The organism is Shewanella sp. 10B (assembly GCF_023475885.1).
In the GTDB taxonomy this organism is placed as follows: domain Bacteria; phylum Pseudomonadota; class Gammaproteobacteria; order Enterobacterales; family Shewanellaceae; genus Shewanella; species Shewanella mangrovisoli.
Genome location: NZ_JAMDJO010000003.1, coordinates 560,827 through 584,503, shown reverse-complemented (window position 1 = coordinate 584,503; position 23,677 = coordinate 560,827). Strand labels below are relative to the sequence as shown.

At 49.4% G+C, this 23,677-nt stretch carries 19 protein-coding genes; all 19 read left to right on the top strand.

The features are described 5' to 3' along the window. Nucleotide 1 precedes the first annotated feature (1 nt). The 19 genes from M0415_RS14760 (at nucleotide 2) to M0415_RS14670 (ending at nucleotide 23,649) form a co-directional block, all read left to right on the top strand. Nucleotides 2–1,222 (top strand): type II secretion system F family protein, encoded by a 1,221-nt coding sequence (locus M0415_RS14760; RefSeq protein ID WP_220053986.1) that lies wholly within the window; start codon nucleotides 2–4, stop codon nucleotides 1,220–1,222. Between the two features lie 38 nt (nucleotides 1,223–1,260). Further along, nucleotides 1,261–1,755: an MSHA biogenesis protein MshF gene (locus M0415_RS14755; RefSeq protein ID WP_249556309.1), complete on the top strand. Its 495-nt coding sequence runs from the start codon at nucleotides 1,261–1,263 to the stop codon at nucleotides 1,753–1,755. 76 nt (nucleotides 1,756–1,831) lie between these two features. Next, the gene (locus M0415_RS14750) at nucleotides 1,832–2,449 is read left to right on the top strand and encodes a prepilin-type N-terminal cleavage/methylation domain-containing protein (RefSeq protein WP_126512030.1); all 618 of its coding nucleotides are present in this window, start codon (nucleotides 1,832–1,834) and stop codon (nucleotides 2,447–2,449) included. A gap of 85 nt (nucleotides 2,450–2,534) precedes the next feature. Continuing rightward, the gene (locus tag M0415_RS14745; RefSeq protein WP_249556308.1) at nucleotides 2,535–3,056 is read left to right on the top strand and encodes a type II secretion system protein; all 522 of its coding nucleotides are present in this window, start codon (nucleotides 2,535–2,537) and stop codon (nucleotides 3,054–3,056) included. A gap of 222 nt (nucleotides 3,057–3,278) precedes the next feature. Beyond that, nucleotides 3,279–3,767, top strand: a complete 489-nt coding sequence (locus M0415_RS14740) for a prepilin-type N-terminal cleavage/methylation domain-containing protein (protein WP_249556307.1) — start codon at nucleotides 3,279–3,281, stop codon at nucleotides 3,765–3,767. Continuing rightward, nucleotides 3,757–4,332, top strand: a complete 576-nt coding sequence (locus M0415_RS14735; RefSeq protein WP_249556306.1) for a type II secretion system protein — start codon at nucleotides 3,757–3,759, stop codon at nucleotides 4,330–4,332. Before M0415_RS14740 ends, M0415_RS14735 begins: the two co-directional genes overlap by 11 nt. After that, nucleotides 4,332–5,195, top strand: coding sequence for a type II secretion system protein (locus M0415_RS14730; protein ID WP_249556305.1), 864 nt, complete (start codon nucleotides 4,332–4,334; stop codon nucleotides 5,193–5,195). Before M0415_RS14735 ends, M0415_RS14730 begins: the two co-directional genes overlap by 1 nt. Continuing rightward, the gene (locus M0415_RS14725) at nucleotides 5,185–5,643 is read left to right on the top strand and encodes an MSHA biogenesis protein MshP (protein WP_249556304.1); all 459 of its coding nucleotides are present in this window, start codon (nucleotides 5,185–5,187) and stop codon (nucleotides 5,641–5,643) included. Before M0415_RS14730 ends, M0415_RS14725 begins: the two co-directional genes overlap by 11 nt. Nucleotides 5,644–6,436: 793 nt before the next feature. Beyond that, nucleotides 6,437–9,343, top strand: a complete 2,907-nt coding sequence (locus M0415_RS14720; protein ID WP_502957288.1) for a DUF6701 domain-containing protein — start codon at nucleotides 6,437–6,439, stop codon at nucleotides 9,341–9,343. Nucleotides 9,344–9,685: 342 nt separating this feature from the next. After that, nucleotides 9,686–10,735: a rod shape-determining protein gene (locus M0415_RS14715; RefSeq protein ID WP_249556303.1), complete on the top strand. Its 1,050-nt coding sequence runs from the start codon at nucleotides 9,686–9,688 to the stop codon at nucleotides 10,733–10,735. A gap of 44 nt (nucleotides 10,736–10,779) precedes the next feature. Continuing rightward, complete coding sequence (mreC, locus tag M0415_RS14710; RefSeq protein WP_249556302.1) at nucleotides 10,780–11,835, top strand: rod shape-determining protein MreC; 1,056 nt, start codon at nucleotides 10,780–10,782, stop codon at nucleotides 11,833–11,835. Next, the gene (gene mreD / locus M0415_RS14705; RefSeq protein ID WP_249556301.1) at nucleotides 11,835–12,323 is read left to right on the top strand and encodes a rod shape-determining protein MreD; all 489 of its coding nucleotides are present in this window, start codon (nucleotides 11,835–11,837) and stop codon (nucleotides 12,321–12,323) included. Before mreC ends, mreD begins: the two co-directional genes overlap by 1 nt. Nucleotides 12,324–12,325: 2 nt before the next feature. Then, on the top strand, nucleotides 12,326–12,910 hold the full coding sequence (locus M0415_RS14700) for a Maf family protein (protein ID WP_249556300.1): 585 nt from the start codon (nucleotides 12,326–12,328) through the stop codon (nucleotides 12,908–12,910). A 177-nt stretch (nucleotides 12,911–13,087) separates the two neighbouring features. Next, nucleotides 13,088–14,554: a ribonuclease G gene (rng, locus tag M0415_RS14695; protein WP_049764552.1), complete on the top strand. Its 1,467-nt coding sequence runs from the start codon at nucleotides 13,088–13,090 to the stop codon at nucleotides 14,552–14,554. Then, nucleotides 14,554–18,807 carry a YhdP family protein gene (locus M0415_RS14690; protein ID WP_249556299.1) on the top strand — a complete coding sequence of 1,418 codons (4,254 nt, stop codon included), beginning with the start codon at nucleotides 14,554–14,556 and terminating at the stop codon, nucleotides 18,805–18,807. The genes rng and M0415_RS14690 overlap by 1 nt, the downstream gene beginning before the upstream one ends. Then, complete coding sequence (locus M0415_RS14685; RefSeq protein WP_249556298.1) at nucleotides 18,731–19,579, top strand: carbon-nitrogen hydrolase family protein; 849 nt, start codon at nucleotides 18,731–18,733, stop codon at nucleotides 19,577–19,579. Before M0415_RS14690 ends, M0415_RS14685 begins: the two co-directional genes overlap by 77 nt. 125 nt (nucleotides 19,580–19,704) lie before the next feature. Then, nucleotides 19,705–21,153, top strand: coding sequence for a metalloprotease TldD (gene tldD / locus M0415_RS14680; RefSeq protein WP_249556297.1), 1,449 nt, complete (start codon nucleotides 19,705–19,707; stop codon nucleotides 21,151–21,153). Between the two features lie 110 nt (nucleotides 21,154–21,263). Continuing rightward, nucleotides 21,264–22,685, top strand: a complete 1,422-nt coding sequence (locus M0415_RS14675; RefSeq protein ID WP_249556296.1) for a TolC family protein — start codon at nucleotides 21,264–21,266, stop codon at nucleotides 22,683–22,685. Continuing rightward, complete coding sequence (locus M0415_RS14670; protein ID WP_249556295.1) at nucleotides 22,675–23,649, top strand: HlyD family secretion protein; 975 nt, start codon at nucleotides 22,675–22,677, stop codon at nucleotides 23,647–23,649. The genes M0415_RS14675 and M0415_RS14670 overlap by 11 nt, the downstream gene beginning before the upstream one ends. The last annotated feature ends 28 nt before the right edge of the window (nucleotides 23,650–23,677 follow it).

The window sequence follows — 23,677 nt, the reverse complement described above, 5'->3', positions numbered from 1 at the left end:
TATGCCGGTTTATCAATACCGTGGACGCAGTGGACAAGGTCAGGCCGTAACGGGTCAGCTCGATGCTGCCTCCGAGGGGGCGGCGGCCGATATGCTGTTAGCCCGCGGCATTATCCCGTTAGAAGTCAAAGTCGCGAAGGAAGCTAAGTCCTTTACCTTGGCGCAGCTGTTTAAGCGCAAAGTCGGCTTGGATGAATTACAAATTTTTACCCGACAAATGTACTCGTTAACACGCTCGGGGATCCCCATCCTGCGTGCCATTGCTGGCTTATCCGAAACCGCCCACTCCCAACGGATGAAGGATGCGCTGAATGATATTTCAGAGCAGTTAACTGCGGGGCGCCCACTGTCATCGGCCATGAACCAACATCCAGATGTGTTTGATTCTCTGTTTGTTTCTATGGTTCATGTGGGCGAAAACACCGGTAAGTTAGAGGATGCTTTTATTCAGCTCTCGGGTTATATCGAGCGTGAGCAGGAAACTCGCCGCCGAATTAAAGCCGCGATGCGTTACCCCATATTTGTATTGATTGCCATCGCGCTGGCGATGGTGATTTTAAATATCATGGTGATCCCGAAATTCGCCGAGATGTTTGCCCGCTTCGGTGCCGACTTGCCTTGGGCGACTAAGGTGTTAATCGGCACATCAAACTTGTTTGTCAACTATTGGCCCTTGATGCTGATAATACTGCTTGGGACCATTATTGGGATCCGCTACTGGCACCATACGGAAAAAGGAGAGAAACAATGGGACCAGTGGAAGTTACACATTCCCGCCGTGGGGTCGATTATTGAACGCTCGACTCTCTCCCGTTATTGCCGCAGTTTTTCGATGATGTTGAGCGCGGGTGTGCCGATGACACAGGCGCTCAGTCTAGTAGCCGATGCGGTGGATAATGCCTATATGCACGACAAAATTGTCGGGATGCGCCGCGGTATTGAGTCTGGCGAATCTATGCTGAGGGTGTCGAACCAGAGTAAATTGTTTACGCCACTGGTGTTGCAAATGGTCGCGGTAGGCGAAGAAACCGGACAAATTGACCAGCTACTAAATGATGCGGCCGATTTTTATGAAGGTGAGGTCGACTACGATCTTAAAAATCTTACTGCTAAGTTAGAGCCGATTTTGATCGGGATCGTCGCTGTGATTGTATTGATTTTAGCGCTGGGTATTTATCTGCCGATGTGGGACATGCTCAACGTGGTTAAAGGCGGGAAGTAATGCCGAGTCGAGAATTTAACTCATTTAGGATCAAATAGATGCAGAGCCAGCAGAAGGCCGAAAGCGATCTATTACGTGTGTATGGGCGGCTCGTTAGCCTGACCTTGATCTTGATTATTCTCGCGGTGATTGGCTTTAAATATTTTGCGACTATGCCACAACTTGCTGCCCGCAGTGTGGAGCTCGAACATACGCGCTTCTTAAATGTGTTGGCTATGGTGCGTTCCCAATGGTTATCCCTTGGCAAACCACAACAAATGCGACTAGATTGGGAAGTGTTTAACGAGCAAAGCGCAAATAATGATCAAACTTCTGTGCTTATGAGTGTGCAGGGTTGGCCACAACCGAGTCATCTTGATGACCAAAGTTGTCAGCTATTATGGCAACAATTAATGGGTCAAGAGGCTGGGGATGAATCCTTTATCGGCTCGTATTTTGCTAAGGATAATAGCTGTCGTTATCGCTCAAAAAATGGGGACAGTATCGGCTATCAACTAAACTCTGGCAGGGTCATTTTTTTGACGTCTTCCTAAAATATTGTTAAGTAACGGGCTTTTTTAAACTGATTTAGCTGTTAGAATGGACTTTCATCAAGATAGGGAGAGACGAATGAAGACTAAGCAAGATGGTTTTTCATTGATTGAACTGGTCATAGTGATCGTAATTTTAGGTCTGTTGGCCGCCACCGCGATCCCTCGTTTTTTAAATGTTACCGATGATGCTGAAGATGCCAGTGTGGACGGAGTCGCGGGTGGTTTATCCACCGCAGTGAGTTTTGTGCGTTCGCAATGGGAAGTCGATGGTCGCCAAAATAGCAGTGTGATCTTAGACGGTACTTCAGTGTCCCTCGATCCGCGTTTTGGTTATCCAACGGGCACCTCTGGTACCGATGCGACGGCGATGACCGATGCAAGCTGTCAGCAGGTATTTAATACTGTGTTGCAAAGTGCGCCGCGTAACGTGCTTTATTCGCAAGATGCGCGTAATCAACGTTATACAGTGCGCGTTATCGATGGTGCCGGCGGTAGCTCAAATTCGATTAGCGGAACAGCCGTAACGGGTCTCGATTTATGTGTTTATCACCAAGTGGCTTCTCTGGTGCTAAACCAAACCACAGGTGTACCGACGCCAGCGCCAGATTTATCCACTACGGGCGCTAAAGGGGTGGTGTATAACCCAGGTACGGGCAAAGTATTAAGTTTCACTCAAACACCATTTACGCCTTAATTAAATGTTTTAATTGGTTTATCTTTTAAGTAGTTTATTTTTAACTGACTAAGTTACTTGGTTCTCAAATAAAGGGTAGTTTTATATGAAAAGACAACAAGGTTTTACCTTAATCGAATTAGTTGTAGTGATCATCATCTTAGGTATTCTTGCTGTCACAGCGGCACCTAAGTTTATTAATCTGCAAGGTGATGCTCGAGTGTCTGCGCTGAATGGTTTGAAAGCTTCAATCCAAGGTGCTAACACTTTAGTTTATTCAAAAGCAGCACTGGCTGGGGTAGAGAAAAAAGCAGCATCAGATAATCCTTCTGTTGACCTTGGAGCAGGTATTTCTGCAATTACACAATTTGGCTATTTGCAAGCAACGAAAGTTGAACTTGAAAAAGGTGTGGATGTTAAATTTGATTTAGGTGCCGATGGCAAGGCAACAGCAACAGATGCTACTGCTGAGTGGGTTATTAAGGAAACGGCAGCATCTGGAACAGACACTAAATCCGTTGAAATATGGCAAAAAGGTGCTCCAGCTGCTTGTAAGTTAACTTACAAAGAGGCGAGTGATTCTGGTGCTCCATCTTTCTTGCCGTTGCCTACAGCTTCAGCTTGCTAATTTAAGTTATATGAAAAGGCCTGCCTAGCAGGCCTTTTTTTTAGGTCAGCAACCAATCGGAGTGTTGGCTGTAATAAAATGAATTTGCTAATTATTTCTTTTGTTTAGGCGAAATATTTGCCTTACGAATCAAGTTGGCAGAAACTGAACCTAGAACCTAGAACCTAGAACCTAGAACCTAGAACCTAGAACCTAGAACCTAGCATCACGGCAAAGCGGACAATGCGTAGATTTTCCAGCGGCAGACAGTTTGGGTTTACCTTAGTCGAACTCGTGACCACTATTATCCTGATTGGGATACTATCGGTGACGGTACTGCCGCGCTTATTTAGCCAGTCATCCTATAGCGCCTTTAGTCTGCGCAATGAATTTATGGCCGAGCTGCGCCAGGTTCAGCAAAAAGCCTTGAATAATACCGATAGATGTTACCGCGTTGTCGTGTCGGCGACGGGTTATCAAGTGAGTCAGTTTACCAGTCGAAATACCACTGGTTGTACGGGCTCACCATTGTCTCCTAACCCTTTATCCAGCCAAGCTTTTCAAGGTGGCGCGCAGTTAGTGCTTATCAGTAACAATGCCAAGAGCTTTTACCTTGATTTTGATATCAATGGTCGAGCATCGCTTGCGTGTAATGGGCCATGTATCAATGTGATTGCCAATGATACTGTGGCGATTAATATCTCCAGCGAGGGCTATATTTATGCGAATTAATCCTCGGCTGTTTTCGATAAGCACATCAGTAAAAGCATCCTCAAAAGCTAAACAACAGGGGTTTACCTTAATCGAATTAGTGGTTGGCATGTTAGTCATTGCCATTGCTATCGTGATGCTCAGTAGCATGTTATTTCCGCAGGCGGATCGCGCTGCCAAGACCTTGCATCGAGTCAAGAGTGCCGAACTTGCCCACTCGGTGATGAATGAGATTTGGGGTAAGCGTTATGATCAAAATACCAATGCCAATGGCGGTGTGCCTGCTTGCGGGAGTCCATTAGGGGCACCTTGCTCAAGTGTGACCAATTTAGGGCCATCGGAGTGGAAATGGCCGGATGAGGGCGAAGGGCGTAACGATTTTAACGATGTGGATGACTATCACGGCTTAACTCAAAACGCCACTATGCTCAATTCCAGCCAAACTTATGCGCAGGCGTACCCGAACTATCAATTAAGTGTCTCTGTCGCCTATGGTTCTGCACCCAATACCAAGTTAGTGACCATTAATGTGATTACCCCAGATAACGAAGTGATCACTTACAATCTGGTGAGGAGCAATTACTAATGAGCGCTTTATCTGCAAAGCGCATGGCGCGCTCCCTACGGGGTTTTACCTTAGTCGAAATGGTCACTGTGATCCTTATCCTAGGCATTCTGGTGGTGGGCGTGAGTAGCTTTATTATTTTCGGTACGCGGATTTTTGTGGAGTCGAGCTCGGTCGATCAAGTGCTAAGCCAGAGTCGTTTTGCCATCGAGCGTATGACCCGTGAGCTGCGCAGCGCCGTGCCTAACAGTGTGCGGCTCAATGGTAATGGCTTAACCTATCAGTGCGTTGAATTTGCCCCTATTGAGGCGAGTACCACCTATTTAGCCATGCCGATTGCGCCGAGTGCAGCAGCCCTAACGGGAACAGTAATTCTCAATGCGACCGATAACATTAAGGACAACCAATATATTTGGATTTATCCTTTGACTGATAGCGATGTCTATAACAGCGCCAGACAAAAACGGGCACAGATTAAGACTTTTACCCCCCTAGGTGAGCTGCCTAATCCGGCTAATCAAGTCACTCTTACCTTTATGGCATCAACACGCTTTGCCGAAGCGTCCCCGCGGCAAAGGATCTATTTTGGTTCGAGCCCTGTGAGTTATTGTTTTGAAAAAGCGTCATCCAGCAATGATTTAACTCTTAAGCGTTATACTGGCTATGGGGTGAATGCCAGCCTGCCAACGCCTACGGATATGAGTTCGGGTGTGCTAATGGCCCAGAATGTGGCCAATGATTTGAGTAATAACGCCGATTTACCGCTGATCTTAACGCCATCGAGTCTAGTTAATAATGCGATGGTGCATTTACAACCGCGATTTAATGTCAATGGCGAGACATTTCAATATCGACATCAAGTGCAGGTGATTAATGTCCCCTAACTTATTTAGCCTCTCGCGCTCAGCATATCGTCAGTGTGCGGCCCATCGCCAAGGTGGCAGCGCCTTAATCATCGGCATTTTTGTTATTACTGTGATGTTTTTATTGGCCGCCGCTTTAATCAACATAGTCGAAGATGCCGATACCGGATTAACTCAAGAAGTGTGGGGAACTCGCGCCTTAGCGGCGGCGAACAGTGGTGCCGATGCGGCGCTGGCGCAATTATTCCCATTAAACGCCCTCGCCAATGCGACGGCGACCTGTACCAGTGTTGCAAACTCTTGGACGCCGCCCAATGTTGTGGGTTTTCATGCCTGTAGCGTGACTTTACAATGTACGCAGTATTTTGTGGATTCTGTCACCCAGTACCACATTAAGAGCCAAGCGATATGCGAGAGTGGTGATACCCGTGTCAGCCGTCAAGTCGAGGTAGAAGCCCGTGGATTGTAGTCAATTATTTCGTTATTTGATGTTCATTTATGCGTTAGGTCTTTGTGGCTCGGCGTTAGCCTTTGAGAACATAGTTTTTCCGGCTGTGGTGCAGGGATATCACAAATCTGGTAATGCAAACTGCAATAGCAGCCGTTCTAAGTTGACTATGTATAATACAAGTAAAATTACGGGTACTAATGGTGATGCCTTACAATTTTGCTCAATTAACTCATATTATGAAAGGGTATATGCCACTTGTGATAATAGTATTGGAGGATATGAACTTTGCTTAATAACAAATAGTGATATTCAGGGGGTTAACCTGAACGAAAATCAAAACAAATTTAAATCGACAAATTCTATAATAGAAAAAGAATGTAACGCTCCTACACTAGAGGTTACTGGTAATAAATTCAGGGCGATAAAACTCAATAACAGTTGCAGTTTAACTCTAGAACCTCAATCTGAATACTTCATTACAACATTAGAATTAAATAATGATTCAATTATTTATTTGCCTGAGGGTGATTATTGGTTAGGGTCGTTATTTATTAATTCCACAGCTAAAATCATACCGTTGGGGAATGTGAGGATCTTTATTGATTCCTCTGTGAATATTAGTAATAATGTTGTAATTAACCCAGGTAATAATTTTAATACTCAGATCGTTAGCTATGGTTCGTTGGTATTAAATGGTGATGTAGTTATCAGTGCTAATGTTTATGTTAATGCTGATATTACTTTAAATAATCAAGCCATTATTAATGGTCGAGTTATGTCCAAGACATTAACTATGACTGGCTCTAGTCAGATAAATGATGCAACTGCTAAGCCTAATTTACAGTGTTTTACCGATAACTTCTCCCAGAGTGCCTTAAGTAACGATTGGGTAGTATCTCGTAGTAGCGGTACTTTTACTCCTGCCATTGTCAGCGGCCGTATGCGCTTAACCGAGGCAAAATCGAATCAATCTACAGCCTCGACCTATCAAAGATTATTCCCCGCTGCCAATAACTTAGTCGAGATCCAATTCGATCACTATGCCTATGGTGGCACAGGTGCCGATGGTATCGCGCTGGTGTTATCAGATGCTGCTATCACGCCACAGCCCGGCGCCTTTGGTGGGCCTTTAGGCTATGGCTATAAACCCGGTATTAGCGGTTTTGCTGGCGGTTGGTTAGGTATCGGGATCGATGAATTTGGTAACTTCTCCGGGGAAGGTGGAAGGGTTAATCTTTCAGGGCAACGTCGTCAGTCGGTAGCTGTGCGTGGCTCTGGGGCTGGCACATCAGGGTATAATTATTTACGTGGCACTTGTAAGAACGGCAATACCAGTGATAACTGTTTATCTCCCACGGTCGATGGCAACAATGTCTCGCCTGCGCACCGCTATAAAATCACTATCGACTCGCAGGTATCCGGTAAGTCGATGGTGAAAATTGAGCGTAATACAGGGTCGGGATTTGTTACCTTAATCCCTGCCTTTGATGCCATCGATGAACAAGGGCAAGCGGCGATACCCACTGACTTCTTGTTGTCGCTTACAGGCTCAACCGGTGGCTCGAATAACAATCATGAAATTGATAATGTTCAAATTTGTGCCTTGAGGTCGAATCCCGTTGGCGCGCAAATCGATCATTTTGAGTTTGACCATACGGGGCAGGGATTAACCTGTAATCCCGAAACGGTGACGATTCGAGCCTGCGCCAACGCCAGTTGTAGTCAGCTTTTTACCGATCCTTTAGCGGCGACCTTGTTACCCGAATCCGCCTCCGAAGGCATCTGGATTGGCGGCAATCAGGTGAGCTTTAGCAATGGCAGCACTCAGTTACAGCTAAGACGTAACACCCCGGGCGTTGTGACCTTGGGAGTGAAGGGTTCGAGCCCGACAACCAAACCCTTAAGCAAAACACTTTGCCGTATCGGTAATGGGGGCTTGAGTGAAAACAACTGTTCACTCACCTTCGCCGACAGTGGTTTTGTCTTCGATGTGCCTGATAAGCGTGCGAATCGCCCCGAGCAAGTGTTAGTCAAAGCGGTGAAAAAATCCGATGTGACTCAGCAATGTGTTCCAAGCTTCCAAAGCCAGACTAAGACCTTGAATTTCTGGAGTAGTTATCACACCCCGAGTGCGCCTATCTCGCCCAAAGCCGTCACCATCAACAATACAGCCATTGGCAGTTCAAGCGCCTCGCCTACGGCATTGAATCTGTCGTTTGATACTAACGGACAGGCAAGCATTTCAGTGAATTACCCCGATGCGGGTAAATTACAACTCGACGCCCAATATATCGGCAGTGGTAACGAGCAAGGCTTAGTGATGACAGGCTCTGACCAGTTTGTCAGTGTGCCTGTGGGATTATGCGTCAAACCCGTGGATGCCAGCGCCAGTTGCTCGAGTGCGGATATGAGCTGTAATGCCTACCGTAAAGCGGGGCAGAATTTCGGTATGACAGTACAGGCTATGGCCTGGGAAAAAGACGATGATAACGACTTTTGTTCGGGTAACGTATCTACACCTAACTTTAGCGATCAAGCCATGACACTAACCAGTAAGGTTGTTGCGCCAAACATTGCTAGCGGCGGCCATGATGGCGCATTAGGTGTGGCATCCTATAGTCATACAATCCAAGCCAATAACCTTAATAGCATCACGAATCAGACGATTAGCGAAGTTGGGGTATTTCAAATCGCGGCGCAGGCGAGCCCTAACTATCTAGGTGTGGCCAGCAGCTTAAATATTCCGATTGGCTATTCAGCCAATATTGGCCGCTTTGTACCCGATAGATTCTTAGTGGGCGATATTTCCGTCTTACCCGCCTGCGGCAGTTTTAGCTATATGGATCAACCCTTCCCTATGTCGATGAGCCTTACAGCCTTAAATATCGGTGGCGCGGTGACGCAGAACTATTTCCCACCATTTTCCCTCGCGACCGCCAAATTGGTTGGGGAGAACAATAACAATGGTATCGACTTACAGAGTCGCTTAAGTGCTTTACATGTAAAGGTTGATAGTTGGAATCAAGGTGTGGCGACGGTCGATGGCGCTTACCGCGCTTTTTTAAACCGAGTAACCCCGAATGTGGCGACGAATCTGTATCAAGACGGTCCCTTCGAGCTGCTCGATATTGGCGTGCAGTTGATGGATAACGATCCTCGGCCAAATGGACTTTACAGCTACGTGGCCTCGCCCGATATGGATGCGTCAACCACGGGCAATTGCACTAACTGTAATGCCAAGAAAATCACCACGCAGATCCTACGACATGGTCGGGTGGTGATGGACAACACCTATGGTCCAGAGACCGAAATCCTCAGGATGCCGACCCGAGCCGAATATTGGAATGGGGCGAATTGGGTATTAAATGGCGATGATAGCTGTACGATTGCTACCTATGGCCTTGCGTCGCAGGTGGATAATGCAGCCCTTGGCTATAACTTTGATCCGGATTTGATCACAGGGCAGAGCATTAATCGCTCCGGCGCTTCATCGGCTTTTCAAGCGGGACAATTTGATTTGCTATGGCGAGCGATCACCTCGAGTGGCAACTTATATCGCGGCCAAGTCACCGCGCCTTTAAATGTACCAACTTGGTTAGAATGGTATTGGAACTGGAATGGGGTCTCCCCAACCACCTTATCCGATCCCCGTGCGAGTGCATTTTTTGGTCGTTACCGTGGCCATGACAGAATCATCTACTGGCGAGAAGTCAATTAAGGCAGTTTTCAGTTTGATTTTGCTGAATTGGGTTTCTGCTTTGGTGATTGATCATGGCTCGGTGATTTTTGAGGCGACGTTGCAAAGTCTAATACAGAGGGAAAATGCAAGTAACAGGTTTTACTAATGTTGCAAACTTGTATTGAGAGTGGTTTTTAACTGTTGGATTTTTCACCGATAAAGCGCATTTTTCGATTAAATAGTGTTTTTGAGCGGCACATTTGAAAAAAAATCACTCCATTAGCGATTGTTAACCTCAACGGTCTTGTGGAATCAGGGTGGCATTGATAAAGTTAGCTGATTTTTCTTTTCTTCTGACTCCACAGAATACAGGCTAGTTACATGTTCAAGAAGCTGCGTGGCATTTTTTCTAATGATCTATCGATCGATTTGGGTACAGCTAACACCTTAATTTATGTTCGTGATGAAGGCATAGTCCTCAATGAGCCTTCTGTTGTTGCTATACGTGGTGAGCGTAGTAGTTCTGGTCAGAAGTCTGTTGCCGCTGTCGGTACAGAAGCCAAACAAATGTTAGGCCGTACCCCAGGCAATATCCAAGCAATCCGTCCGATGAAAGACGGGGTGATTGCCGACTTTTATGTGACGGAGAAAATGTTGCAGCACTTTATTAAGCAAGTGCATAACAACAGCTTTTTTCGTCCAAGCCCACGTGTTTTAGTCTGTGTTCCTGTTGGCGCAACCCAAGTTGAACGCCGTGCGATTCGTGAGTCAGCCATGGGCGCTGGTGCCCGTGAAGTTTATTTGATTGAAGAGCCAATGGCCGCAGCAATTGGTGCGGGCTTACCTGTATCTGAAGCCACAGGTTCTATGGTTGTGGACATTGGTGGTGGTACCACTGAAGTGGCAATTATCTCCTTGAACGGTGTGGTGTATTCCTCTTCTGTACGTATCGGTGGTGACAAGTTTGATGATGCCATCATCAACTATGTGCGTCGTAACTACGGCAGCTTGATTGGTGAAGCAACGGCTGAGCGCATCAAGCACACTATCGGTACTGCTTACCCTGGTGATGAAGTATTAGAGATTGAAGTCCGTGGTCGTAACTTGGCCGAAGGTGTACCTCGTAGCTTCACGCTGAACAGCAACGAAATTTTAGAAGCACTGCAAGAGCCATTGTCTGGCATTGTGAGTGCCGTCATGGTGGCATTAGAGCAATCGCCACCAGAATTAGCGTCTGATATCTCTGAGCGCGGCATGGTATTAACCGGTGGTGGTGCCTTACTGCGTGATTTAGACCGTTTATTGATGCAAGAAACTGGAATTCCAGTCATGGTGGCGGACGATCCTCTGACCTGCGTAGGGCGTGGTGGTGGTAAAGCCCTCGAAATGATTGATATGCACGGCGGCGATCTGTTCTCCGAAGAAACCTAATCTAACTTCGGTATGGGGCGGTTAATCACCGCCTTAGCTTTCCTATGAAGCCTATTTTTGTTCGTGGTATTTCGAACCAGTTCCGTTTAACACTGGCAATTATCCTGTCGGTGATTTTGCTCGCCGCAAATCACCGTCTCGATCCTGCCCGTGAATCCCTTTCATCCGCCTTAAGCCCCATCCAATACCTTGCGAGTGTGCCCAGTGCGATCCTCGATTGGTCATCGGAGAGTTTTGCTACCCGCAATATGTTGGCATTGCAAAATAAAGAGTTGTTAAGGCAACAATTGTTAATGAGTGAGCGTCTGCAGCGCTTCGAGCATCTGCGTCAGGAAAACGAGCGTTTACGCGCTCTGTTGGGGTCGCCTGCCTATCAGGATTCCCGCAAGATGGTGGCCGAAGTGATGGAGGTGGCCAGCGATCCTTCCCATCATTATGTTGTACTCAATCACGGTTCGCGCAGTGGTGTATTTGTCGGCCAACCCGTTGTTGATGCTCAGGGCGTCGTCGGCCAGGTTGTACAGGTCAGTGAGATGACCAGCCGCGTGCTCTTGCTCTCCGATGTGTCCCACGGTTTACCCGTGCGAATTACCCGTAACGATGTGCGTTTAGTGGCTAACGGTACTGGTGAGCTCGATGAGATTGAACTGCGCCATGTGGCCAAGAGTACCGATATTCGCGTGGGCGATTTATTGGTAACCTCAGGCCTTGGTAATCGCTTCCCCGAAGGTTATCCGGTGGCGCGAGTTATGGAAGTCTTAACCGAAGACGGTCAGAGCTATGCGCGTGTCACGGCTCAACCGTTAGCGGCGCTCGATAGAATTCGTTATCTGCTGTTGATTTGGCCATCCCCAGATTCTGGCGTGACTTTGCCGAATCAAATCCCTGTGCCAGCTGCGGATCATCCTGCGGAAGAAGCTAAACCCGATGCAGGCAATGCGAATCCTCAAGGCGCAGCTGCTAATGCTAGTGTGCCTAGTAACGCAGCATCTAATAGTACTGCTCCCAATACGATAGCGCCGAACGCCGCTGCGGCGTCAAGTAATGCCAATGGTGCATCGAACGCTGCCACCACTCAACCGCCAGCCGAGGTGCACTAATGAGTTTACAAGCTGCAAATGGCAGACTCGTGGTATGGCTGACCCTATTCGTTGGGCTCTTGAGTCAAATTATGCCGTTCCCTTCGATTGTCGAAGCTTGGCGTCCCGATTGGCTATTGATGATCTTAATTTATTGGTCAATTGCGTTGCCCCACAGATATAACATTCTCACGGCTTGGCTGATGGGATTGGCCCTCGATATTCTGCTCGGCGCCACCTTAGGTGTGCGCTCGCTCGCCATGTCGTTAGTGATTTATATGGCGATTTTGCACTGCCAACGTTTGCGTAACTTCCCTAAGTGGCAACAGGCGCTGGTGGTGATGGTGCTGATCGTTATCTATCACCTGATTATCTATTGGGTCGAGTTTGTGATGGATGGCGCTAAGTTCCATACGGATCTGTTTTTACCCGCGTTATCGGGCCTAGTGTTTTGGCCGTGGATTTTTTGGATTTTGCGTCGAATTCGACGTCATTATAAGGTGCGTTAGTCGTGAATTTAGTCTTAGCCTCAACCTCGCCGCGCCGTAAAGAGTTATTGACTCATATTGGTTTAGGTCGCGCCGAGTTTTGTTTTACTCAAGTGGCGCCGGATATCGACGAAACCCCGAGGGCAGCTGAGTTACCACGCGACTATGTACAGCGCCTCGCGGCCGAAAAAGCACAGGCAGGGCTTGCATTATGCTCAGGCATGTCACAGCCTGCTGTATTAGGTTCTGATACTATCGTGGTGCTTGAAAACGAAATATTAGGTAAGCCTGTTGATGAGGCCGATGCCAAGCGGGTACTGCGCGCGCTTTCGGGTAAGGCGCACACTGTGATGACCGCAGTTGCCTTAGCTAAGGCTGACCATACCTCAGTGCGTTTAGTCGAAACCTTAGTACGTTTTTGCGTGCTGTCGGACGCTGACATTGATGCCTACGTTGCCTCACAGGAGCCAATGGATAAGGCGGGCAGCTATGGGATCCAAGGTTTGGGCGGTTGTTTTGTCGAATCTATTGAAGGGAGTTACTCCTGCGTCGTGGGCTTGCCCTTAGTGGAGACCCGTGAGCTGTTATCCGAGGCTGGAATACGCTAATCGGAGGATTGAGCGGCTCGCTAACGGGAGCAATACTAGGCCTTAGTTGAGTATCCGCAAGACAAACATCTGTGATATTGGTTTTCAGGCTTAAAACATACTGAGATTAATTTAATTTCCCTAATGGGGTGAGTCGTGAATACCGGTCGCTTAAATCCGAATAAAGTTCAGCGCAAGATGGGTTCAGAATTACTGATTAACGTAACCCCATCTGAGGCACGTGTGGCTCTGGTTGAGCATGGCGTGCTGCAAGAAGTCCATATCGAGAGGCGCATGAAGCGCGGTCTGGTGGGCAATATTTACAAGGGCAAAATCAGCCGTGTGTTGCCCGGCATGCAAGCCGCCTTTGTGGATATTGGCTTAGATAAAGCCGCGTTTTTACATGCCTCCGACATAGTGCCGCATACCGAATGCGTAGCCGATGTGGAAAAAGGCCATTTTGTGGTCCGTGATATCGCCGAGTTGGTTCGCCAAGGGCAAGATATTATGGTGCAGGTGGTAAAAGATCCGCTCGGTACTAAAGGTGCGCGCCTGACAACTGATATCACTCTGCCTTCCCGTTATCTGGTGTTTATGCCCGGCTCAAGCCATGTAGGGGTCTCCCAGCGGATTGAGCAGGAAGAAGAGCGCAGTCGTCTAAAGAAAATCACTCTGCCTTTCGTCGATGAAGACGGAGGCTTTATTATCCGCACCGCCGCCGAAGGCGTGGGTGAGGATGAACTTGCCCAGGATGCGGCCTTCCTGCGCCGTGTATGGTCTAAGGTCTCCGAGCGGCGTCAGCGCCGTGGCGTGGCACTCTTGTATCAAGATCTCGCCCTGCCAGTGCGGATTGTGCGCGACTTTGTCGGAACCGAGCTCGATAGAATTCAAGTCGATTCGCGCCGCACCTTTGCCGAGCTGCAAGCCTTCGCCCAAGAGTTTATGCCGGAAATCGCCGACAAGATTGAGCACTATTCCGGGCCGGCACCGATTTTCGATCTCTACGATGTGGAGAATGAAATTCAACGCGCCCTGGGTCGCAAGGTCGAACTCAAATCGGGTGGCTATCTGATTATCGATCAGACCGAGGCCATGACCACGGTCGATATCAACACTGGTGCTTTTGTTGGCCACCGTAATCTTGAAGAAACCATCTTCAACACTAACCTCGAAGCTACCCAAGCGATTGCGCGGCAATTGCGGCTACGTAATCTCGGCGGCATCATCATTATCGACTTTATCGATATGCTGAGCGACGAGCATAAAACACGGGTACTCAATAGCTTAAACAGCGCGCTCGCCAAGGACAGAGTCAAGACGAATGTCAGTGGCTTCTCGGGGCTTGGGTTAGTCGAGATGACCCGTAAGCGCACCCGCGAAAGCTTGGAGCACGTGCTGTGCGGTGAATGCCCTGCCTGTCAGAGCACGGGTAGCATGAAGACGGTTGAAACGGTTTCTTATGAAATCTTCCGTGAAATCATTCGCTTGAATCGAGCCTATGATGCCGATGAGTTTTTGCTTTACTGTTCGCCCGCTGTGTATAACAGCTTAAGTGGCGATGAAAGTCATCTGGTCGCCGAGCTTGAGGTCTACATAGGTAAACGCATTCGCCTGCAAAATGAGCCCATGTATTCCCAGCACAAATACGACGTGGTGATGATGTAGTGGCAACGCTTTTTACTGCGAAAAAACTCAGCCGTTTTTGCTGGCAATTACTGGCGCTGATCTTAGTCTTGTTTGCCCTGACGGTAAGCTTGATCCGCGGATTATTGCCCCAAGTAGACGGTGTGCGTCAGCAGTTAGTTGAGTATGTAAAAAGCGAATATCAAATTGATGTGCAGGTCGGTGAGTTATCCGCCCAGTGGCAGGCCTTTGGCCCAGCCGTGACGGTCGATAATCTGGTGATCCCACTGCAGGAAAAACTCCCCGTTACCGTGCTGGTCAAGAACGTCCAAATTAAATTGGATTTTTGGCAATCGCTGCTAACGACCAGCCCGCGCATCGAAGATGTGAATTTCGATGGCGTTCATATTGCCCTCGATATCGATAAATTATCGGGTAATAAGGCGTCGGGTGCGACCAATCAAACGGCGCAAACCGATTGGCTGTATAAGCTACTGTTAAAGCAGCTCGAACGTTTCTCGCTGACGGATGCCTCGGTGCAACTGTTGAGCTTGCAGCATGAATATCGACCCATCCATATTCGCCACCTTAACTGGCGTAATAGTGGCGAGCGCCACCGCGGCGCGGGGGAAATTTACCTCGATAACAATGCTTCGGTAAATGAGTCCCTCAGTTTGCAGCTCGATATTCAGGGCGACGCAACTGCGCCAGATACCCTGAAGGGACAAATCTATCTCGCGGCTCAGTCCTTAGATTTGGGCGAATGGGCATCGCGCCAACCTAATCCCTATGATCCTAGCCAAAAGTTACCCTTAGAAGGGGTGGTCAATCTTAAGGCGTGGTTTGATTTTGCCCACCGCAGTTTAAGTGCTGGACTGGTGCAGTTTGAACCTAGTTGGTTGCAGTGGTCGATGGAGGATGCACCGCAAAAGTTTGAAATCCAGTCCGGCAGTATTAGTTGGGTTCCCAAGGATACGGGCTGGGAAATCAGCAGCACCGATCTTAACTTTGTCACCAATGGGGAGCATTGGCCCGATCTTAAGCTCGCGGCCAAGCAGCAAGATGATGCCTTTTATGCCTATGTGAGCCGCATAGATTTATCGACCTTATTTCCACTCTTGCCATTATTTCCGGGTGTCGATTTAGCTGTACTTGAGCAATGGTTCCATCTCGCGCCCGACGGCAGTGTTGGGCCGATCCGTATCTATCAAAGCGCTAAGCAACCCTTGCTCGCCAGTACACATATCAAGCAATTGCATTGGCAGAAAGTTGAAGGCATACCTAACACCAATCCATTAGATTTAGCATTGCAGTGGCAGAATGACAGCTTAGTGTTTTCGCTGCCAGAGCAGACCTATACCCTCGATTTTGGCGATCAGTTTTCAGCGCCTTTAATGCTGCATGGCGCGGCGTTAACCGGCGCCTTCGATACTCAAAGGGCGACCTTATCTGTGCCTGAGGTTCAGCTCGAAAGCGACGATATTGGCGTGTCTGCCGCCCTAAAACTGGATTTTAGCGCCGAAGCCAGCATGTCACTCGCCGCCAATGTGGCCGTTAAAAATGCCGCCAATGCAGACAGATACTTCCCCGTCAAAGCCATGGGCGAGGCGTTGGTGGAGTATTTAGATGGTGCTATCAAGGCGGGTCAGAGTCAAAATGCCCAAGTGTTATGGCAGGGCGCCCTAGCGCATTTTCCCTTTGAGGATAATAGTGGAGTCTTCCAAGCGGCCTTTACTTTAGATAACGCCGAGTACCAATTCCAACCGGATTGGCCCGCGGTGACTGAGCTTTCCCTCGATGCCTTATTTGAAAATGCCCGTATGGATATCTGGGTTAACCAAGGCAAATTGATGAATGTGGTAGCCGATGGCGCCCATGTGTTTATCCCTGAATTAGGCGAGCATTCGCTATTAAAAATTCAGGCCGATCTCGCCACCAATGGTAGCGCCGCCACCCAAGTGTTGCAGGCATCGCCGCTCGCCGATACTGTGGGTAAGACCTTAAGTGTCGTGCAAGTGCAGGGCGCAGTGACCGGGAATTTAGATATCAGCATCCCCTTGTACGAGGGTGAGGCCGAGGATATCCGTGGTCAAATCGCCTTTGATAACACCCCCGTCTTTATTGCCCAACCTGGTTTACAGCTCAAGGCCGTGACGGGCACAGTGCAGTTTGCAAATGAGATTGTTGAAGGCAAAGGCATCAAATCCCGCCTATTTGAGCAGCCCTTCGAATTTAGTTTTGCCACTAAACCCGAGAGCAAAGACTTTGCGCTCAATGTGGATATGAAGAGCCGCTGGGATCTCAGCCGTTTACCACAAGAGTTGCAAAATCCTTTGAGTGATTTTTACCAAGGTAAATTTGCTTGGGGTGGTAACTTGAATATGGTGTTCGACGATCAAGGCTATCAAATTCAAGCCAATGTCGGCTCAGATCTGGTTGGTGCCACCTTGAAATTGCCGGGCGCCTTTGCCAAACCCGAAGATGAACCTAGGCCCTTAATGGCGGAGTTTTCTGGCGATCAGCAAACGGCAACGCTAAGGGTAAAACTGGATAAACAGGCCGAGTTTATTGGTGGCTTCGAGGCCGAAAAGGGCACTCAATTCAGTTATTTTGACTTGTTATTGGGCCGACTCTTCGATGCGGCCGAGGTGCCTAATACCGAGCTTGGGCATATCAAGATTGATGTGACCAGTGGCAAGCTAGCCAATTGGTTACCTGTAATTAATGCCTTTGTCGGCACCGACAACAAGCCCACCCGCACTGGTATTTTAGTGGAAGAGGCGAGCCACTCGGCCTTGTTCCCCTCGGTGGTTGGGATTGATGCCAATATCGGCAAGTTTGATTTATTAGGCCAAGGACTGACCGAACTTAGATTGAGCGCTAAGCCTAACGAACATGGCTGGCGCTTCGATGCCAAGGCCAGCGAGTTTGAAGGCTGGGTCGATTTTTATCCCAACTGGATGACTCAAGGATTAAAAGTTAACGCCAGTAAGTTTTATTTTTCCCCCGAAGTGAAATCCGAAGGGGAAGCCGATTTCGCCGCGGATCAGGTGCTCACTAATTTACCGCCGGTTGCCGTGAATGTGGAAGATTTTCGCTTCTTCGACAAAGCCTTCGGGAAGCTGGTCTTGCAGGCGAGCCCGCAACCTTTGGGCTATCGTATTCAGACCCTATCGTTAACGACGCCAGAGGTGTCCTTACAGGGCAATGGCATTTGGCAGCAGCAGAATGGTCAGAACCAAACAGAATTAACGGTGAGTTTAAACGCCAGTCAGTTTAATTATTTGAGTCAGCAATTGGGTATCGACCCTGGTGTGAATGAGGCGCCTTTGAAGGTGAATGCCGAGCTTAAGTGGCAAGGTGCACCCTATGCTTTCTCCCTCAATACCTTAAACGGCAAGGTGAAGTTTGAGCTGGGTAAGGGGCATTTATCCCAAGTGAGCGATAAGGGCACGCGGATTTTCTCCCTGTTCAGTCTCGACTCCTTGGTACGTAAGTTATCCTTAGATTTCAGTGATGTGTTCGGCCAGGGCATGTACTTCAACTCTTTTAGCGGCAATTTGCAAATCGATAATGGCGTGGTTAAAACCACGGACACCGAAATGGATGCGATTGCGGGCAATATGAAGGTGCGCGGCTATACGGATCTCACCAGCGAAAGCCTAAATTATGATATCCGTTTTGTGCCGCAATTGGCGTCGAGTGTGCCGACCGTGGTGCTGCTCAGTACCAGTGCGTGGACGCTGGGGCTTGGCGCGTTTGCACTGACCAAAGTACTCGAGCCTGTGATTGAGGTGATTTCGGAAATCCGCTTCCGAGTCACTGGCACTATGTCTGATCCTGTAGTGGAAGAGCTCGAGCGTAAGAGTAAAGAGATTGAAATCCCCGAGTCGATTCTGCCTATGGTGGGGGGCGAATTGCCTGTGCCCACCGAGGGCGCTGAGCCTAAGAGCGATGCGGCGCCTGTCAAGAATAGCGCCCCGACTAAGACAGACGCTACGCCGACAGTCGAGCCTGAAAAAAACAATGAGCAGCCTGCGCCAGATGCTGATAAACCTAAAGTGGAACCAGTAAAAGCAGTCGAGGAAGAGGCATCGCCCCAAGCGCCGACGCTCCCTAAGGTAGAGCCAGTGGAGCCGCCCCAAGTCGAACCCGAACAGCCTAAGCCTGTGAGCCCCAAGGTGGCATTGTCGATAAACACAATTCAAGGAGATAGTCATGCGCATCAGCCTGTTGCAATGTCAGAGCAGTCGCGACGTCAGCGCGAATCTGTTGTTTATCGAATCGCAGCTTGAGGAATTAACCCGTGAGCGTCTGCAAAGGGACAAAGATGCCCCACATTTAGTGGTGTTGCCAGAATGCAGCCTGTTGTTTGGTGGTCATGAGAGTCAGCAACTCGCCTATGCGGGCGACAGTCATCTTAGCCCGTTAAAATCTGCCTTAAGTGCCTTAGCCGCCCGTTACTGCGTGTATATGGTGGCGGGAACCATCCCCGCGCTGGCGGAGGATGGGCGCGTTTACAGCCGTTGTTATCTGTTTGATGATAAAGGTGATACCTTAGGGCAATACGATAAATTGCATTTGTTTGACGTGGATGTCGCCGACGGCACTAAGCAATACCGCGAGAGTGAAACCTTTTGCCCCGGCAATCATATCAGCGTCATCGACACCCCTTTTGGCAAAATTGGCTTGACCATCTGTTATGATTTACGCTTTCCGGATTTATTCAGGGCGCTGCGCCTCGCGGGAGCCGAGATTATTACCGTGCCTTCGGCCTTTACTAAGGTCACGGGAGAAGCCCATTGGCAGGTATTATTACAGGCCAGAGCCATTGAAACCCAATGCTTTATTTTGGCCGCAGCCCAATGGGGCGCCCATAACGAAGGCAGTCGCGAGACCTGGGGGCAGAGCATGGTGATAGGTCCTTGGGGCGAGGTGATTGCCGAGCAGAAAACCGGTACAGGTTGGGTGCATGCCGATATCAATGTGGCCGAGGTGCACAGTATTCGCAGTAAAATGCCCGTGGCGCAACATAATCGCTTTACTGCACCGAACCTTAAGCCTTGAACAGATCAAGCCTTGAACAGATTAAGCCTTCAACAGATTAAGATGAAATAGACTCACAGCGAATTTAAGTTATTTTAAAAATGAGTGAGTTGCCAATTTTAGCCAAGCTTTCAGAGAGAACCGCGATGCCTTTTTTAGCACAAGTAGAGCAAAGTTTATTAAAGGGTGGCTTAGCCCTAGATGGGTTACAGAGTTATTTAAACATCATACATCAACATAAAGTCGATTTTTCCGATCTCTATTTCCAAGGTAGTCGCCACGAATCTTGGGTGCTCGAAGATGGCATTATTAAAGATGGTAGCTTCCACATCGAACGCGGCGTCGGTGTGCGTGCCATCAGCGGCGAGAAAACTGGTTTTGCCTATGCCGATGATATTACGCCAGCGGCATTAAGCGCTGCGGCCGAGGCGGCGCGTGGTATTGCTGGGGCGGGTGAGCAGGCCAAGGTGCAGGCCTTCAAACGTCAACAAGCCTTGGCGCTGTACGATAGTCTCGATCCTATCGCCGCCATGGAAGAAGTGAAAAAAATCAACCTGCTGAAAGAGGCCGATGCCTATATTCGCAGCCTCGACAGCCGCATTATCCAAGTGGTGATTAGCCTCGCGGGCGTGCATGAAGAAATTCTGGTTGCCGCCAGTGACGGCACCTTGGCCGCCGATATTCGCCCGTTAGTGCGCTTTAATTGCAGCGTTATTTTAGAAGAAAATGGCAAGCGTGAGCGTGGTAGCGCTGGTGGTGGTGGTCGTCACGATTACAGCGTGTTTATGGTGACGGATGAAACCGGTTTACCTATGTGCTTTGCCTTCGCCCGCGAAGCGGTGCGTCAGGCGCAAGTTAACCTCAATGCCATCGATGCGCCCGCCGGAGAAATGCCTGTGGTACTCGGTAATGGTTGGCCGGGTGTGTTACTGCACGAGGCCGTAGGTCATGGTCTAGAAGGTGACTTTAACCGCAAGGGCAGCAGCGCCTTTAGTGGCATGATCGGCGAGCAAGTGGCTTCGAAGCTCGTTACTGTGGTGGACGATGGTACGCTTGCGAATCGCCGTGGCTCACTGAGCATCGACGATGAAGGCGTACAAACCCAGAGAACCGTGTTAATCGAAGACGGTATTCTTAAAGGCTATATGCAGGATAAATTAAATGCGCGCCTGATGGGCGTGGCACCGACGGGTAATGGTCGCCGTGAATCCTATGCGCATCTGCCTATGCCTCGCATGACCAACACTTATATGACGGCGGGCGAGTCTGATCCGAGCGAGATCATCAAGTCAGTGAAGAAGGGCATTTATGCGCCTAACTTTGGCGGCGGTCAGGTGGATATCACCTCGGGCAAGTTCGTGTTCTCCGCTTCTGAAGCCTATCTGATTGAAAATGGTGAAGTGACTCAAGCGATTAAGGGCGCTACCCTGATTGGTAATGGCCCAGAAGCCATGAGCCAGATTTCTATGGTGGGCAACGACATGGCGCTAGATAAGGGCGTTGGTGTGTGTGGTAAAGATGGTCAAAGCGTGCCTGTGGGTGTCGGTCAACCGACTCTCAAACTTGACCGTTTAACCGTTGGAGGTACGGCATAACCCGCTTGTTTACTGTCTAGGCAGCACTTAAGGCGGTGGGTTCTAGCCGCCTTCCATGATGGATGTTATCATTTGCAAAGGAAATTAGAGTAACTACTCTAGAGGTGTTAATGAAACTATCACGTTTGGCATGGCTGTGTTTATTGCCTTTGCCCTCGCTATTGCCGTTAGCGGCTAATGCCCAGCCCAGTAGCTTTACTGATGCTTGGCAGCAAGTGCTTAAGGTGAGCGATAAACTCCAGGCCCAATCCCAAGAGGTGAATCGCGCCAAGGGCGAGCAAGAGGCCGGCGAAAGTTTAAATCTGCCGTCCCTCAGCCTGAATGGCAGCTATACCCACCTCGAAAAACCAATCGAATTAGATTTAAGGGATCTGAATCCCTTAGCCTCGCTTGACCCTGCGACCTTGCCACCCGCACTCGGCGGCGCCTTGGCGAGTATTCCGGGTTCATTATTTGTCACGCCCTTTACCGAGCAAGATATTTTTCGCGCCAGCTTACAGGCGATGTGGCCGATTTATACCGGCGGCCAGATCACCGCGGCTCAAGGCATTCATGCCGCCATGGTGGCCGAGAAGCAACAGGAATTACAGTTAGCGACCCGCGACTTATTCACTCAGTTAGTTGACCGTTATTATGCCGTCGATGTGACTCAATCCCTCGTCAGCACCCAAACCGAGCTGGTGGCCTCCTTAACGAAGCACGTTGACCACGCGCTAGCGCTGGAGCGCGAAGGGCAAATCGCTAAGGTCGAGCGCCTTAATGCTCAAGTGGCCTTAGATAACGCTAAGGTCAATTTAGGCAGCGCCCGCCGTCAACATGAAATGGCCGTTATCGCCCTATCGCGCATGTTGCAGCTGAGTGATGTCAGCACTAACTCGCCATTATTTGTGTTGCCGCAGGCGCCTTCACTGGGGGATTTGACCCAAGTGACCCTGAGCCAGCATCCCGCGCTTAAACTGCTTGAGGCTAAAGAGGCGCAGGCGAATGGCTTGGTTTCCCTAGAGAAAGGCAAATACCACCCGACTGTGTTCCTCTTTGGTAATTACACCTTATACGAAGATGACAGCTTGTTTTCTAAAGTGGAGCCGGACTGGATGGTCGGTGTCGGCGTAAAAGTGCCCTTGCTGAGCCGCGATGGCCGCAGCGGTAAAGTGGAAGCGGCTAAGAGTGCCTTGCTGCAAGCCCGTTACACTAAGGCGCAGACCCGCCAAGACTTAAGTTTGTTGCTCGACCAAAGCTATCGCCAGTTATTGCAGGCCGAGGAAGAGGTTAAGGCATTGAATACCTCACTCGAACTGGCCAGCGAAAACCTGCGTTTAAGGGAAATCGCCTTTAACCAAGGGCTTTCGACTTCTATCGACAGGGTCGATGCCGAATTAAAACTGAGCGCTGTTAAAACCCAGCAGCTCGGTGCCAGTTATCGCTATGTGCAAGCCTATGCCAGATTAATGGCCATCAGTGGTCAATTAGATGAATTTATCGGTCGCAGTGCCACAGGCGCTCAATCGCAGGAGACTATCAATGCGCGCTAACAGAATCCTTGCCCTAACGGCGTTGGTCGCATTAGGCCTTATCTTAGCCTATGGGCTCAAACTGGCTTACAGCCCGCAGCCGAGCTTGTTGCAGGGGCAAATTGAAGCCCGTGAATATAACGTATCCTCCAAAGTACCTGGGCGGGTAGAGCAAGTGCTTGTGCGCCGTGGCGATAGCGTCAGCGAAGGTGATTTATTATTTGCCATTCATAGTCCTGAATTGGATGCCAAGTTGATGCAGGCCGAAGGCGGCCGAGATGCGGCTAAGGCGTTGCAACAGGAGGCGAATAACGGCGCCCGCACCCAAGAGGTGATGGCGGCTAAGGAACAATGGCTCAAGGCGCAAGCGGCGGCAACGCTGGCGAAAACCACTTATACCCGAGTGGAAAATCTCTTCAACGAAGGAGTCGCGGCAAGACAAAAACGCGATGAAGCCTTTACCCAGTGGCAAGCGGCCAAGTACACAGAACAAGCCGCATTAGCCATGTATCAAATGGCCGAAGAAGGCGCGCGGGTCGAAACCAAAGCCGCAGCGGCGGGTAACGCTCGTATGGCCGAAGGGGCGGTGAAAGAAGTCAGCGCCATTATGACCGACAGCCAAATGCGCGCACCTAAGTCTGGGGAAATCAGCGAAGTATTGTTGCAAGCGGGAGAGCTAGCCCCGAGCGGCTTCCCAGTGGTAAGCCTTATCGACATGCAGGATGCTTGGGCAGTATTCCAAGTGCGTGAAGATCAGCTAAAACGCTTTAAAAAGGGCGACAAACTGCCATTAACCATTCCCGCGCTGGATAAAACCGTGGAGTTTACTGTCGCCCATATCAGTGTGATGGGCGATTTTGCGACTTGGCGTTCAACCGAAAGTGGCCACGATTTTGATATGCGTACCTTCGAGGTGGAGCTGCGCCCAACTGCGCCGATCCCCGATCTGCGTGTCGGTATGTCTGTGCTGCTCAGTGCTGAGTAACCATTGTGGCCAAGTCACCGAGCGAGCA